Genomic DNA, 16,931 nt, shown 5'->3' with positions numbered 1-16,931 from the left:
GCGGCATGCAACGCCCGGACGTCCTGCATGCGTGTGCCGCGGATCGCCATGTCACGGATCGCGACGCGCCACCCGGGAGCGAATCGGCGAGCCCGAACGCGCGGCTGCTCCCCATGCAGAGCGCGATGGCGTTCGACTGCGCGCGAGCGGGCAACAACGCGTTGTACGTCGTCGAGGTGGACCTCGCGGGCGAAGGCCCGTTGGATGTGATCGAGCTGCAACGCGCGCTTCACAACGTCGCGCTCTGTCATCCGGCGATACAGGGCGTGGTCACGCCTTGGGACGGTTTGACATACGCGCCACGCTTGCCGGTGATCGATACGGTGCCCGTCACCGATGCGGGGCCGCAGTTTCGCGCGCATCCGCCTGTCGTGGATGTGCTGCGGCCCGGTCCGATGCGGTTTCAGCTTGCAGTCATCGATCCGGAAAGCTGGCACTTGCGTGTCAGCTTTCACCACTTGCTCGCTGACAGACAGTCGATCGAGCACATGCTCGACAGCCTCGCCAGGTTCTACAACGGCGGGGGCGAAACGCCGGTGCTTGATTATCGTGATCTCGATCGCGCGCTGTGTCCTGATGCCGAGGTGACTGCACGCTGTCGAAATTACTGGCGCGCAAAGCTCGCGGATTGTTCGAGCGAGCATCGCTGGCGATTTCCTGCGCTGGGGCGCGTCGACGTCGGCAAGACGGGTGCCGAGTGTGTTGGAGATTCCATAGACGGGCCACACGATGCGAGCGCACATCCGACGGGCGATCCGGAGAACGCGGTCGGACGAATCGAGGGCTTGCTTGCCGCGGAACCCTGGCGGTTACTCGAAGCGCGCGCGAGCAGGCTCGACTGCACGCCGCATGCGTTGGCCTTGGCCGGATTCGCGGCATCGCTCGGAGCCGTCGACGACCGGCGCGAACAGGTGATCGGTGTGCCAGTCAGCCTGCATGATCTGGTGCCCGGCGACGTTGCCGCGATCGGGCCATTCATGGAAACGCTGCCTCTGCGCGTCACGGTTCGCGCGGAGACCGACCTTGACGCGCTGGCTCGCCAGGTGCAGCTCGAACTTGCGATGGCGTTCGAGCATCGCGAATTGCCGTTCGCGGAGATCGTTCGAGAAGCGGGGTTGGCCGGCACGAGCCGGTCTCCGCTGGTGCAGTCTGTGTTCGCATGGGGCGGCGCGGCCCGGCCATGGACGTTCGGTTCGGCGACGCTTCGGCTATGTCCGCCGCGACCGTATCCGACCGCGCTCGATTTGACGGTGCTCGCGCATCCAGGCACTGACGGCCTGTGGCTCGCGATCGACTTCGACGCGACGCGCTTCGGATCCCCGGCGATGCGAGCGTTGCTCGATCATCTGCTGAGTGTTTTGGATGCTTGGGCGAACGCGCCGGAGCCCGACGATCGCGGCGTCGTCGATATACGCGTTGCGGTCTTGCCGACATGCGATGACGACATGCTACGCGAACATTGCAATGCTGCCGGTGATGTCGATGCGTCGACGGATGTACCGGCTGACGTGGCAACCGACTCGTCCGCGACGGCTGCCTGTGTGGGCTCGGAGCACCTCAACTCGACCGATGACGATGAATGGCTCGGTGCGGTGATCGACCGGCTGCACGTGGATCCGCAGGGCGTGGCATTGATCGACGACGATCGCGTTCTGTCGCGGACACAGTTCGGCGCGCTGGTCAGTGCAATCGGCACTGGCCTGCGACAGCGCGTCGAGTCGGGAGCGACGATCGCGTTGTGTGTGAAACGCGGCCCGACGCATCTGGCTGCGCTTCTGGCCGGGCTTGTGGGCAGCTACACCGTCGTGCTTCTCGACCCCGACGAACCTTTGGTGCGTCAGTATCCGCTCGATGCGCTCGGCGTGGCGCTCGTGCTGACAGGTGAGCAAGCGCGGGAGCGATTCGCGTCGCACTTCGCGCAATGGCAGTTACCGTTGGACGACGCGCCGTCCCATGCCCTTCGCGCCGAGCATCCGCCGGTCATCGAATTCTCCAAGGGCATGGGCGGTCGTCTAGTTCTGTTCACTTCGGGAACGACCGGCACGCCCCGACCGGTACTGCTATCTCTGCGCGCGATCGGCGCTCACATGCGATGGTTCGCGTCTCGCGTGAAGTTAGCCGCCGACGATCGCGTGTTGCAGTTCTGCTCGATCGGCTTCGACGCATTTCTCGAGGAGGTCTTTCCTGCGCTCCTATCGGGCGCGACGATCGTGTTCCGCAATGCGCTCGCGTCGTCGTCGGCCGCCGCGTTCGTCGAATACTGCGCGCGTCACCATGTGACGGTGGCCGATCTGCCGACAGGATTCTTCGGACTGCTGGTTCAGGAGCGCGCGGCATGCGGTCGGACGCTGCCGGAATCGATGCGCGTCGTGGTCATTGGAGGGGAAGCGGTCAGTGCTTCGTCGCTGGAAGCATGGCGCCGCTGTGCGCCAGCTATCGATCTGCTCAATTCCTACGGACCGACCGAGACGACAGTCGTGGTGAGCGCCGGGCCGCCACCCAGCATCGGCGCGCCACGCGCTGGCGTGCGTCTCTATCTCCTCGATCCCTTGTTCCGGCCGGTGCCGGATGGAATCGTCGGCGAGCTTTTCATCGGCGGAGAGTCGCTTGCCGAAGGATACGCCGGTTGCGCGGTGGAGACCGCGACGCGATTCCTTCCGGATCCGTTCGCCGGGAAGCCCGGTGTGCGGATGTACCGAACCGGGGATCTCGTCGTGCGCGATCTGGACGGACGGCTGTACTTTGTCGCAAGGTCCGATCGGCAGGTTAAGATTCGTGGCTTTCGCGTTGAGCCCACGGCGCTCGAGACAATTTGGTCTCGCCAGAACGGTATCGCGCAGGCGGCGATCGCCGTTGACGCGAGTCAGGGTCACGCGCGTCTCGTGGCTGTCCTGTCGTTGGTTCCCGGTGCGACAGTTGCATCGCTCCAGTCGCAATGGCGCGATGCGTTTTCGCCGATTCAATGGCCGTCGCGCGTGATCGTTCTGCCGAGATTGCCGGTCACCGCGCGAGGCAAACTCGATCGAGCTGCGGTCGCCCGAGTCGTCGCGCAGTCCGCCGACGAGCACGGCGCGGCAATCGATCGCAGCAGTAGCGAGCCGTTGCTCAAACTGATCGCCGAGATCGCGGGCGTCGCGACGATCGACGAGAACGACGACTTCCTATCGATCGGCGGACATTCGTTGCTGGCGATGCGCATCATCGGTGAGTCGAGTCGCCGTCTCGGATTGGCGCTGCCGGTCGCGTGGCTGCTTAGCAACATGCGCTTTGGCGAGCTCGTACGGCGCGTCGCACTGCTCCCGGCCGTTTCGCATTCGGCACGCGACGACCGACGTATCGACGAGACGGAACGCCACTCGACAGCCGTGCGCGACGCGATTGCGCCTGCTGACGGGCTTGCGAGCGCGTCATCGACGCGGTTCGAACTATGGCCGACGGAAACTGCGATACTGCTTGACGAGGCGCTCGCGGAAGGGCCTTCGCCGTATGTGATCGCCGAGCGAATCGAGTTCGGCCATCTTTTCGACGCGGTGCAATGGCGCGCGGCCGTGCTGGCACTTGCCGCACGTCAGCCGATGTTGCGGGCGATTCTCGCCGACACAGGCGCGAATCACTGGCAATTGCTATCCGTGAACGCCGCGGTCGATCGCGCGCTGCGCATCGACGCACTCGGCGGGCCGCAGCAATCCATCCGACAGAGCGATTCCACGACGTTCGACCTGACACACGAGCCTGGATGGCGACTCGGCATTCAAGCGAACGGTTCAGGCACCGCGCTTGAATTGCACGCGCATCACGCGGTGATGGACGGACGTGGCATCGCGCTCTTCTGGCGGCAACTGATCGACTTGGTCACGCAGCACGACGTTGCGGAGAACACGAAGTCCCACGCGATACCCGCTCAAATTCCGTCATGGCCGATCGACTCGCACGCCGACGACTGGTGGAAGTTGCAGCTTGCCGAAGTCGATGCGTCCGGCGTTCTGCCGCCACAACGCAAGGGCGCGTCCGGTCTCGTGCGCACGACCGATGCTCATCGGGTTTGCGTGCCGGTCGACGGGCGCGCGATCGGCGCGCTTCGGGACTCACTGCAAGTGACCGGCTTTTGCGCCGCGCTGAGCTGCTTGGAGGCGTGGCTGCATCGGGCGCTGGGATGCGACGACCTCGTGGTCGGTGTTCCGGTGTCGGTGTCCGGGATGCTCGACGCACCGGATTTGATTCGCAGCGCCGTTCGGCTGCTTCCGATCTGCACGCGACTTGCCCGCAACGCATCCCTGACGTCGTTCACGCTTCAATGCCGTGCGTTGCTCTCCGGCGTTCTCGAACATGCCGCCGTGTCGCCGTCGACGATCACTCGGGTGCTACGTGCTGCTGGCGCGGCATCCGGCATGCCGGGCGTCGTCGTCGATCTGGACGACCAGTTCGAGTGCGCGCGGCCGTACATACGACACGATGCGGCCGTGCAATCGACACGCGTGCCGCTCGAGCTGTCTCTGCGGCGCGATCGTAGCGGCGATTGGTCGGTGGAGCTGCGCGCGAGTGCGGCGCTTTACGAGCGAGGCGACGTCGAACATTGGGCCGCGTCGATTCAGTGGTTCCTTCATCGATGTGCCGACCAGCCAGAGCTGCCGCTATGGCAGCAGTCGCTGATCGATCCGCTTTCACCGTCGGCCGCGAGAAGAAGTGGAGTCGAATCGACGTCGCCAATCGACATTGCCGCGTGTCTTGCGAACGTGTTCGAGGGAGATCCGCAAGCGCCTGTGGTCGACGACGGATTGCGGTGCTGGACACGTGCGGCGCTCGTCGCGCGGGTGATGGCGATCGCTGCGTCGTTGACGCAAGACGGTCGGGTAGCGGCTGGCGATACCGTGGGTGTGGCGCTGCCGCGTTCAGTCTCGCATCTGGCTGCGTTACTCGCCGTATGGCGAATCGGCGCGACGCCGGTGTTGATCGATCCGGCGCTTCCCGCCGGGCGCCTCAATCTTATTGCTCGGAAGATGCCGGTGCGCTTCGTGCTGTTCGACGGGTTGGACGCGGAGTGCCTGGAGGCGCTGCGCACGGGCGACGCCGTGTTGCTCGACGTAAAGAATCTTCCCGGCGATGCGCACTCCGTTCCCGCATCGCCGCTCGCGGCAACCGCATATATCGCCTTCACGTCGGGAAGCACGGGCACGCCGCGCGCGGTGATCTGTCCGTGGCGGGGCCTCGCGAGCCTGCTGCAATGGTCTCGCTCGAACATCGCGCTCGGGCGTGACGATCGCTTTCTGCATCTGGCTGCGCCGGCGTTCGATATTGCGCTCTGGGAATTGCTTCATCCGTTGTTTAGCGGAGCGCTGCTGGTGATTTTTCCGGCCGATGCGCACGGAGACATCGGACGCATTGCCGAATGGGTCGAGCACCATCGCATCACGGTCGCGCACTTCGTGCCAAGCCTGCTCGCGCCGTTCGTCGACCTCGTGCGGTGCCCGTGCACGTTGCGACACGTCGTTGCGGGCGGCGAAGCATTGTCGCCGTCGCTCTTTCGGGCGGTGCGTGAGCGTCTGGGTGCAACGCTTCACCACACCTACGGACCGACAGAAACGTCGATTTTCATGCTGCGCTGGCGAGGTGATGGCGACAGCGATTCGATCGCGTCGGAACGATTGCCACTCGGCACGCCTGTCGCCGGCTGCACGGTTTCAGTCATCGATGCGGCCGGTAACGTGCTGCCGCGCGGGCTGATCGGCGAACTGCTGATCGAGGGGCTGCCGGTGTGCGATGGTTATTTCGGCGACGCACACACCACTGCACTACGTTTCATCCCGGCGGCGGGCGGAGGGCGTGCATTTCGCACGGGCGACCGTGTTCGCATGAGTACGGACGAAACGCTCGGTTACTACGGCCGGCGCGATCGCCAGGTCAAGCTAGCTGGCGTGCGCATCGAGCTTTCGGAAGTCGAAGCGGTGCTTCAGCGCGTGCCGGGCGTGCGTGACGCGCGTGCCGCGCTACGTCCGGGACCGGCAGGCGAAGTGACGCTGGTGGCGTGGATTGCGAGCGACGAACGTGAGGCGGCGGTACGCAAGGCCGCAATCGGTTACGCGGCAAGATGGCTGCCATTGGCGGCTCGCCCCCGGCAGTTGATCGTGCTCCCGGCGTTGCCGGTCAACGTCAATGGAAAGATCGATGTCCGGAAGTTGCCGGATCCGGTCTGGCATCCGCAAGCCGCGACGCTCGAGCCCGCTTCCGCCAACGATCGTCAGCCAACCGATCCTCTGCTCGGCGTGACCTTGAAGGTATGGGCCGAGGTATTCGGGCAACCGATGGTCAGCGCCGATGCCGATCTCTTTGCGAGCGGCGGCGACTCGATCACGGCGATCCGGATTCTCGCCAGAATGCGAGTGCTCGGCATGCAGATCTCGCTACGCGACATATTCGAGCACTCGAGCCCGGCGTCGTTGGCATGTTGCCTGCGCGAGCGGTCACGCGTCGAACCCGATGCGGGTGGGTGCGTGGCCCGGTCCACGGACGTCGCTCGTGTGCTGACACCGGCGGCCGAAGCATGGCTCCGGCAGTACGGTCCGGATACTATTGCCGGTGTGCAGGCATGCTGTCTGTCGATCGACGGGTCGCTGAAGATCACTCGCCTTCGAGACGTGTGGACGGAGACTGTCGCGCAGCAATGCTCGCTGCGGTTGCGCGTAAACCAGGATGCCCATGGCAGGATGCAGGCGACCGTTTCGGGTGCGCGCGCGCCGCGCGTCTATCGGGCTGATGAATCGACTTCCGAGGAGGTGCTGCTAGCCGACGCTCGCGCGCGAGTTGCTTTGCGCGATGGATATGCTGCGGTGTTGTTGGTTGCCAGCGGAGCGCGGAACTCACGAATCGTCATTGCCGTTCACCATGCGGCGATTGATCAGGCGGGTTGGCGGGTTCTGATCGATGAGTTCCATCGGTCGTACAGCGCGTGTCCGGGCGATCAGCCGGACGCTCAGCGTGGCCAAACAATTGATGCATCGTCGATGACGGAGCAATGGCGCCGGTCACTGCAAGCGGCTGCACAATATGGTCCGTGGCTGGCCGACGATCACGAATCCTTCGGTGCGCGGCGTGGCGACGGCGGCAGGCGTCGCCGGTTGGTGCGCGTTGACGCAACGACAGTTACCGCTTGGCGCATCAGGACCGCCGCAGCGAGCGCACCGCTTGGTGTGGCGCTTTGCTCGGCGGCTGCCGAAGCCTTTTGCTCGACTTTTGAAGAAAACAGCGTGGCGATCGATACGGAAATCGATCTGCGCCACGAGACCGATCAAATCGATCCGCGCGTCCTTGGCTGGTTCACTGGGTTGCAGTGCATGACTGTCGAGCGTCCCTCGACGCGAACGCAATGGTTGGACGCGGCGATCTCTGCCCATCGCAGTGGTGTTTTACTTGCTCGTTCACGGATCGCGCCGATGGCGGTCCAACTCGTTGCGGCGGAATCGCGTCGCGAGCGCGAACCTTCGTGGCAAGGCGCGCACGTGACCTGGAGTCACGATACCCCGCCGCTCCACGCGATCGCGATCGAAGCGGTTGAGAACGGCGACGCACTTACCGTCGATGTCGACTTCGACGCACAGCGATTCAGCGAGGCCGTATTCGAGCGCTTCGTCGACACATTGCAGACCGTCCTTCGATCGACCGGCGGGACGGAAACGGGGGCGGTGCGAAGCGATCGTATGGGCGGTACAGTTTGCGCGGGAAACGGCGATGACGATTACATAGCGTATCCGCTGACGCCGTTGCAGATGGGCATGCTTGCCGAGACGCTGCGAGATCCGCGCTGCTATCACACGCAGATCTGCTATTCGCTGCAAGGTCAGGTCGATACCGAGCGACTGCGTCGCGCGTGGGACGTGGTGGTCGCGGCGCACGACGTATTTGCGATCTCATTTGACTGCTATGGTGCCGACATGCCGCAGCAGCGATTGTTGCGCAAAGTCGAACGTACGGGCGCAAGCGTAACCCTGGACGACGGATTGAGCGTCGCGCGAACCGCCATCGACTGGCGGGTAGTCATCGCGTGCGAAGACGAGTCGGCGGACGCCGCCCTGACGCGAGTGATGGCCGACGATCTGCGCGAATCGTTCGATTTGTCGCGTGCGCCGCTATCGCGCTGGTATCTCGTTTGCGCGGACGACTGCAAACGGTTGCTGTGGTCCCACCATCATTTGCTCTTCGACGGCTGGAGCCTGTCGCTGGTCGCGCAAGCCGTCGGCGACGCGTATGCACGAGACGAGGCCGCGACGGTGGCGAGGCCGTCGCCGGCATTCGTGACGTTCGTACGCTGGCTCGCGAGCCAGCCGGACGCGACGGCGCGCTGGACCGACAGGCTGTCCCAGCTCGAGCGACCGTGCCGGCTCTGGACCTCGACTTTGCCAGCGGCCGCGCAACCAACCAGTCTTACCTTCACGATCGATGCGCAGACTTCCGATGCGCTGCGCCGACTTGCGGTCGAGGAGCGCGCGACGCTGCACGGCATCGTGCTGATGGCGTGGCTGCTCTGCCTGGCCCAGCTGACGGGCGAGCGCTGGCTCGCTTGCGGCCTTGTCGTCTCGCAACGACCTGCCGACGTGCCGGCAAGCGAGCGGATCGTCGGCCTGTGCATGAACGCCGTGCCGTTCGTCGCGCGCGCCGACCTGACCCGTGGCGCGGCGGAGTTTCTTCAGTCGGTGCAATTGGCACTGCTCGATGCGATCGAGGATAGTCACGGTTCCTTCGCGCAGGCGATGTCGGCCGCCGCCCGGCAGCGTGCATCGCAAGGGCCGCTGTTCGATTCGATGCTCGTGTTCGAGAACACGCCTGGCGACCGGTGCGAGGTGCGGCTCGACGACACCGCGTGGCTGGAAATTTTGCCGTCGCGTGAGCAGAGCACGATGCCCTTCGTCCTGGTGTGCATGCCGCAACGCGAACTGCAGTTTGAGTTCCTGCTGGCCGACCGCGCGCTGCTGGCGCGCGGCGCGCAGATCGAAGTGCAGATGCGCAAAATGCTTCAGGTGCTTGGCCGGACGGCGCACCGTCGCTCGGAAGAAAACACGGGGGAGGCTGATCATGAGCCTTGATCTGCCGTTGGCCCAATTGCTGTCCGACTCGACGGACGCTGCAGCAATCGAAGATACGGAGCTTGTTTGCGGAGCAGGCCGTCACGTGCCGTTGCCCGAGCGCCCGTTCGTCGACGATCTGATCGCGCAGGCCGCGCAGCGTTTCGGCGATCGCGTGGCGGTAGTTCACCGCGAGCAGGGCCTGGACTACCGGGCGTTCTGGCACCGCGTCGAAGCGGCGGAACAATTGCTGCGTACGCTCGGCGCGCAACGCGCGACGGCCGTCGCAATCGCGCTCGCGCCGGGCATCGACCGACTCGTCGCGGTCGTTGCGACGTTGCGCACCGGCGCGTGCTTCGTTCCGCTGAATCCGGATCATCCTGCTGAACGCTTGCGGCGTCAGATCGCCGATTGCGGCGATCCGCTGCTCGTCGCCGACGCGAACATCGCGCGCCTTCTCGACGTCGGCACGTGGGTGGTGCTCGGCCAGACGCCACCGGTAGAGGCGGCCGGTATCCGGCGCGACGACCGCCGCGGGCGCGATACGGCGTACGTCATTCACACGTCGGGGTCCACCGGTGTGCCGAAGGCGTGCGCGATCGATCACCGCGCGTTGTACAACCGGCTGACCTGGATGCGCGACTCGTTGCGGGTTGACGAGGAGGACACGATCCTTCACAGGACCGCATTCGGCTTCGACGTTTCGGTCTGGGAGCAACTACTGCCGCTGATGACGGGCGCGACGATCGTCATCGCCGACGGGGACGATGCGCGCGACGGAAACCGGCTTGGCGCGCTGATCGAGCGGCACCGCATCAGCATATGTCACTTCGTTCCGACGCTGCTCGATGCGTTCCTCGAGCCGGCCGTGCCCGAGCGCTGCGGCAGCTTGCGCGCGATCGTGTGCAGCGGAGAGGCGTTGCCGCGGGCGACCGCGCTGCGTTGCACGCAGCGGCTGCCGGCGGCCGTCTACAACTATTACGGTCCGACCGAGGCGGCGATCGACGTCACCGCGTGGCGTTTCGATCCGGCCGATCCGTATGATTTCGTTCCGATCGGTCGCCAGATAGACAATGTCGATACCTATGTGCTCGGTTCCGACGGCGAGCCCGTTGCAATGGGCAGCGTGGGCGAGCTCTATCTTGGGGGTGTCGCGGTCGGCAACGGATATCTCGGGCGCGGTCGCCAGTCGGCGGAACGCTTCGTTCCCGACGCGTTCTCGGATCGGCCCGACGCCCGACTGTATCGCACGGGCGATTTCGTCAGACGTCATCCGGGCGGCGTGCTGGAATACATCGGCCGGCGCGATAAGCAGGTGAAGGTGCGAGGCTTCCGGATAGAACTCGGTGAGATCGAGGCCGTCGTCCGACATCACCCGAAGATCAGGCAAGTGGCGATCGTCCTTCAGGCCAATGGGATTGCCAGTCACCTCATTGCCTATGTGGTCACCGCCGCGAGCGTGTCGCTCGCGGCGATCGAGGGCGAACTGCGAAACTTCGTAGCAACTGCGCTGCCGCCCTACATGGTGCCCTCCGCATGGGTCGGCCTCGACCGCATGCCGACGACAGTGAACGGCAAACTCGATCGCGATTCGCTGCCGCGCTGGGAGCCTCCATCCGCGCCGATCGAGCAGCACAGCCTGCTTAGCGAGAGCGAGATGCGGCTCGCCACCATCTGGCGCGACCTGTTGGGTGTGCCGGATGTGGCGGCCGATCAGAATTTCTTCTCGTTGGGCGGTGATTCGATCCTTGCGATCAGGGCGGTCGCGCGCGCGCGCGGTCAGGGCTGTTTGTTCGAAGTGGCCGACGTATTCGCGCATCCGACGTTGCGCGCGCTGGCCTCGGTGATGCGCCACGACGTCGACACACATCCGTCCGTTGCGATCGCGCCGTTGCCGCCGGTGTGTCCGTGGTCTCGCGGTTTCGCGCGCGGGGACGTCGTGGCTGTGACGTTCGTTTGGCCATACGGGATGCAGTCGCCCGAAACGCAAGCGGCGCTCTCGAGGGTCGACACGCTGTTCGGCATGCTCGCTGGCGTCCCGCATGCCGGTTGGTATGTCGCGATGCCCGGCACGGAGCCCGCTGCGGCACTCGACGAGCTTGCCGCACGATTGACGGATAAACCTGCGCGAAGCTTCGCGGCGGCGACCTGCGGCAATCCAGACGACGCGCGTCTGTTGCTCGTCTGTTCGCCGACGCTGATCGATTGGGAGAGCGTCGCCCGACTGGCGGACGTGATTGCCGGGGATGATCCCGAACGTATCGCACGTGCATATCAGGACTGGGCACGGACCGCGGCGAAGCTGCCCGCGCCCGATTCTGCGCGCGGGGCGATCCGTCGCATCGAACGCGCCGACCGCAATGAAGCGACGGCGGACGTCGAGGTCCACGCGCATGCGATTTCGCTCGACGGCAACGGCGAGTATCGCGTTCCGACGGCGGACGTCGTGCCTGATCTGGTCGTCGGCGCTGTCCTGACAGGCTTGGCGCGGGCGGGTGTCGACGCAGCGCAATGCCACGTGTCGGACGGCAGACGGTGGGCACGAGACGCCGGATGGGCGGTATCGCCGCTCATTGGGCGGCTGGCGTTCGAGCACGTGCTGACGATGAAGTTATCGGACTGGCATGGCAGCGATCAGGAACTGCGGGCGCTTCATCTCGCGAGAATCGGCCAGACTCCGCTCGCGACGGAGAATCAACCCGATTCGGTCCTGTGCCATTTCGTGATCGTGGATGCGCGCGACATCGTGCAAGCCGTCGGTGAATCCGCTGCGCGCGCCGATTCCAGTCGGCCCGCGATTGCGCCGGAATTTCCGGCGTCCGTTGTGCGCAGCTTTGCGAATGCGGAGAACCTATGGGTCGTCGCGACGGTGCACCGGGACAGGGTGTCGCTTGCGTTGGGCGGCGCGGCGCTGCAGGGCCGCGTGGATTGCGTGCAGACTGTGATGGAAACATTTGCTCAGTTATGCATGCGCGATCCCGCGTTGCGGACGGCAGCGGATCTGCCTGAGATCGCGGCGGCGACGCCGTCGCGATTGCCGCTTCGTGCGCCGCTTGCCGACGCGTACGACGTGTATCGTCTCGCGCCGATGCAGGAGGGCATGTTGCTGCGCGCGCGATTCTGGCCGGATTCGGATGCTTATCTGAACCAGAACTTGATCGAGTTGCGCGGTCCACTGGATCGACACTCGCTTGCGCGCGCATGGATGCATGTCGTCGAACACTACGAAGCGCTTCGAACGGGATACTTGTCCGACGGGCTCGATCGGCCCGTGCAGTATGTCGCGCCGCGGGTCGAAGAAGGTATCGTCGAGATCGACTGGACGCACATGGCGTCGGCGGACGAACCGTCGCTCAATGCGCGCCTCGACGCATTCCTTGACGAAGATCGCGCACGTCGATTCGATCTGCACAAGGCCGGACTCTGGCGCTTCCTTCTGATCCGCGTTGCGTCGGACCGGCATTTCATCGTGTGGAGCCACCATCATCTGCTTCTTGATGGCTGGTGCCTGTCGCTGATCTGGGGCGATACGTTCAGATGCTACGCTTCGAATGTCGAAGGCCGGCCGCACGGCCTGAAGCGCCCGCGCCCATTTCGCGACTACCTCGCGTGGCTTGCGGAGCGTAGCACGGGCGACGCGGATCGTCAGTTCTGGCGGCAGCATCTCGATGGCTTCGCGACACCCACGCTGTTCTCACGCTTCGGGCAAGACCGGGAGGGACGCTTTTCGACTCGCAGGATCGTCCTGTCCGCGCAGCAGACGGATGCGCTCGGGGCATTGGCCCGCGAAACGGAAGTGACGGTCAATACCGTGATCCAGAGCGCATGGAGTCTCATGCTGGGCGCGCGCACCGGGACGCTCGACGTCGTGCACGGCGTTGCCGTTTCAGGGCGGCCGCCGCAGCTCGATGGCGCCGACACGATGGTCGGACTTTTCATCAATACGATTCCGTTGCGGGTGCGCCATCGTGCGTCCGACAGCGTGGCTGCGCTGCTTCGACAGACCCAGAAGGCACTCGCGGAAGCGGCACTGCATGCTCATGTCCCGCTGTCGGAAATCGTCGGGCAATGGCGCGGACGCAAGCGTGGCGAGGATCGTCTGTTCGACAGCCTGATCGCTTTCGAAAACTATCCCGAGGACAATCTGCCTCACGGCGACATCTGTGGCCTGCGGATCATCGATCGACAGTGCGACGAGAAAACGGAATATCCGTTCGGGCTGATTGTGCTTCCCGGGCGCGAACTCGAGTTGCATTTCAACTACGACACAGCGCACTTCGACGATGCCGAGATCGGCGCGTTCATCGCGCACTACCGCGCATTGCTTGCTGCATTCGTCGACACGCCGCAGGCGCCGCTTGCGACGTTGCCCGCGCGCGCGGCGGCGGCTTCGCCGGTCACGATCGTGTCGGCGACTGCGCGCGACCAGGTGCGCTCGCCGCTAGAGCCGGCGGCCTCGCTCGACAGGCTGATTGCCGAGCACGGATGCCTGACCCCGCAGCGCATCGCGATCGTGGACGACGAACGCGAATGGACCTACGCCGATCTGGAGCGAACGATCCGTCACGTGGCCAGGAGCTGGCGCCGCGCGGGCGTATGTGCAGGCGATGTCGTGCTGTTGCAGATGAGGCGCAGCCGACAGCTCGTCGCGGCGCTGCTTGCGATCTGGCGCATCGGGGCGACGCCTGCGGTGCTCAATCCTGCTCACCCGCGCGCATTGATCCGCAGTTGCGCGATGACCGCCGGCGCGAGACATATCTCCACGACGATCGACCACGGTTCGCAGGCCGAAGACCGTGCCGATCTGCCCGGTGTGTCGGTACTGGACTGGCCTTCGCTCGACGATGGTGACGATGCGCCGCCGGCACCGGCCGCAGACTGCGGACGATTCATGCTGTTCACTTCCGGCAGTACAGGCATGCCCAAGGCGGTGTCGTGCATCGAGCGAGGACTCGTCGCACGGATCCGCACGACAGCGGCGCTTTATAGCGGCGATCACGGCGAGCGGCCCGTTCTTCTCGCGAATGCCGCGCCCGGCTTCGACATCGGTCTGTGGGAGTTCTTCTACCCGTTGACGTCCGGTGGCACGGTAGTGGTGGCGAACGATGCCGAAACGGCCGATCCGCTGCGGCTTTCGCGCGCGATCGAGCGACATCGTATCGGTGTATTGCACCTGATTCCTTCGCTGCTCGATCTGCTGCTACAGGTCGCCGATCCGTCGGCACTCGCGAGCTTGCGATGCGTGATAACCGGTGGCGAAACGCTGTCGCCGAACACATTGCGCCGCTTCTTTTCGGCGGGCCTGATGGCGTCGCTATGGCAAGGCTACGGCCCCACGGAGGCATCGGTGAGCGTGACGGACAGGCGCTGCGAGCCTGGCGACGCAGAACACGCTCGCGTGCCGCTGGGACGCGCAAGCGGCGGCGCGCTCCTTCATGTGCTCGACGACTGGCTTCGTCCCGTTGCCGATGGTGTCGAAGGCGAACTCTATATCGCTGGAGACGGGCTGTTCGAAGGTTATGTGGGCAACCCGAAAGCCACCGCGCTTGCGCGATTGCCCGATCCGTGGGGACCGGCAGGCGCCGTCATGTACCGGAGCGGCGATCGGGCCATTCGGCGGCTCGACGGTCAGCTGGAGTTTCGCGGCAGGGCCGATCGTCAGGTCAAACTGAACGGCAGGCGAATCGACCTCGACATGATCGAGCATCTGTTCCGGCGGCATCCTGCGATCAGAGAGGCGGCAGTCGTGCTCGCCGGACCGTCTCGCTCTTCGCTGCACCTGCACGTCAGCCTGCGCGACGATGCGCTCGGCGCGAACGGGGACGCGATTCGCGCCTGGTCGGCCACCGCGTTGCCTTACGGCCTGAGGCTGCCCGTCACGATCCACGGCGCGCTGCCGATCAACGCGAACCGCAAGCTCGATCGGCAAGCGCTGTTGAGATTCCACGAGCCGGTGGCGATGCCGTTGTTGGACGCGGGAACGCGGTCTGTGCTCGATGAGACGCCGCAGGCAAATGTGTCGTCCAACTCGCTCGAAGCCGGCATCGCACAAGCCTGGCATGACGTGCTCGGCCGCCCGCCCCGGAGCCGTGACGAAAGCTTCTTCGAGGCAGGTGGCCATTCGCTCGCGGCGATGAAGCTGGTGCTCGCGATTCGCCAGCGTCTGCCTGCCAACACGCATGTCGAGGTCAGCCACGTCTTCAAGTTTCCTTCGATCGCGACAATGGCCGAAGCGATGCTCGCACCGTACGAAGGTTCCGGCCGCGACCACATCATCGATGTCGCGATGCCCGATGCGGCTTCGCGAGAGCCGCTCTTCCTGATCCATCCGGTAGAGGGGTTGAGCCTCTGTTATCGCGGAATCGATCGATGGATTCCGAACCGGCGCATCGTCGCATTCAACAATCCGAGGCAGTTTGCCGACGCGAAATTTTCGACGTTGACGGAGATGGCGCAGCTTTACGTCGAGTGGGTGCGCGGGATAGCCGATGACGTGCCAGTCGCGCTCGGCGGCTGGTCCTTCGGCGGCGTCGTCGCGCTCGAAATGGCGCGGCAGATGCGCGCGCACGGCGGCGACGCGACGAAGGTCGTGATGATCGACAGCTACAACCTGTGTGGCTGCGATCCCGGCGACACATACCGGCGCATGCCGGAAATCGAAACCGATGTGGAACTCGCGCAAAGTCTGCGGAAGGAGATTGCGCACAATACGTATCTGTCGCTGTCCGCGACACCTCCCGCATTCGACGGCAACGTCGTGCTGCTTCAGGCGCAGGACGGCCGAGTGCCCGAGTTGGGACCCTGCAATGGCTGGTCGGGGCAACGCTGGCCCAAGCTGCGTGTTTGTCCGGTGGCGGGCGATCATAATCAACTATTTGGCCGCCATCTGGCGACGACCGCGATCGCAATCGCGTCGGCGCTCGACGAGCGGACTGACTGGCGGTGAATGCGATGACACGGATCGCCCCAGATATCGAGTGTTCGGTGCGTACGTTCACGGTTGCGTTCGACGCGAAACCCTTCGACATATTCGAGCTGCGAACGCGGGGAGAGCGACTGGTCGGCGTGAAGGCCGAGGTTTGCTGCGATCCGATGCAACCCGATGAGCGCCGAAAATGCTGCCTGATCGATGCGCCGATGATTCGTGGACGCATCGCCGGCACGCGCGTAACGGCGGACGGCGTGACCGTCTACTACCGGCCCGTCAGTGTGGCGTTCGCAAGCGAGTTGGTCGAGAATGCCGTGCATGATCCGGATGCATCGTTGAGTTATCCGTTCGCACGCATCGTGTCGCCGGGTGTGGAACCGGTATCCAGCGATGCCGACTGGAATCCGGCCCCTGAATTCTGTGCGGCGCTCGATCGCGACGAGATTCATTTTCGCGCGGCGTCGGTGAATACGCTGCGTGAACTGGGCTGGCATTCGGGCGTGGCCTATGATCCGGCCTGTTCGACCGGTGCGTTCCTCGCCCATGTGAAAGCGCACTTTCCGGCGACACACACGATCGGTCAGGATCGCAACGCCGGCATGGCCGCGTTGGCGCGCACGCGCCTGGACGAGGTGCACGTCGGCGACAGCATTACGCCGGCGCGAATGCCGCGTACGGTCGATCTGCTCGTGCTGAGACATCTGAACGTCGACGTCGTCACGTTCGCGCAGGCCGCGACGCTGTTCGATTCGGCAAGCGAAACGCTGCGTGCTGGCGGAATTTGTCTGGTCTTCGGGCACACGCCGGTGCAGTTGCCCGCCGCTTTCTTCGAGATGCGGGGCTACGACGTGCTGTCGCGACTCGCGGCAACGCCTTCGCGCGATGCGCTGTTCGAGTACTACGTGTTACGCAAGCGGTCGGGAGCACGATGATGAGCACGCAAGGCGACC

General features: G+C 64.9%; 3 protein-coding genes. All 3 read left to right on the top strand.

All coding sequences use genetic code 11. The features are described 5' to 3' along the window. Positions 1-5 precede the first annotated feature (5 nt). The 3 genes from KHO31_RS25265 to KHO31_RS25255 are packed head-to-tail and all read left to right on the top strand — an operon-like array spanning position 6 to position 16,913. Positions 6-9,074 (top strand): non-ribosomal peptide synthetase, encoded by a 9,069-nt coding sequence (locus KHO31_RS25265; protein ID WP_211624348.1) that lies wholly within the window; start codon positions 6-8, stop codon positions 9,072-9,074. Next, positions 9,064-15,999, top strand: coding sequence for a non-ribosomal peptide synthetase (locus KHO31_RS25260; protein ID WP_201078735.1), 6,936 nt, complete (start codon positions 9,064-9,066; stop codon positions 15,997-15,999). The genes KHO31_RS25265 and KHO31_RS25260 overlap by 11 nt, the downstream gene beginning before the upstream one ends. A 5-nt stretch (positions 16,000-16,004) precedes the next feature. Further along, positions 16,005-16,913: a DNA methyltransferase family protein gene (locus KHO31_RS25255; protein WP_201078737.1), complete on the top strand. Its 909-nt coding sequence runs from the start codon at positions 16,005-16,007 to the stop codon at positions 16,911-16,913. Positions 16,914-16,931 lie beyond the last annotated feature (18 nt).

Origin of the sequence: Paraburkholderia domus (assembly GCF_905220705.1) — a bacterium.
GTDB classification, from domain to species: domain Bacteria; phylum Pseudomonadota; class Gammaproteobacteria; order Burkholderiales; family Burkholderiaceae; genus Paraburkholderia; species Paraburkholderia domus.
The sequence above is the reverse complement of the archived record's forward strand: the minus strand, read 5'-3'. Positions and strand labels throughout refer to the sequence as shown.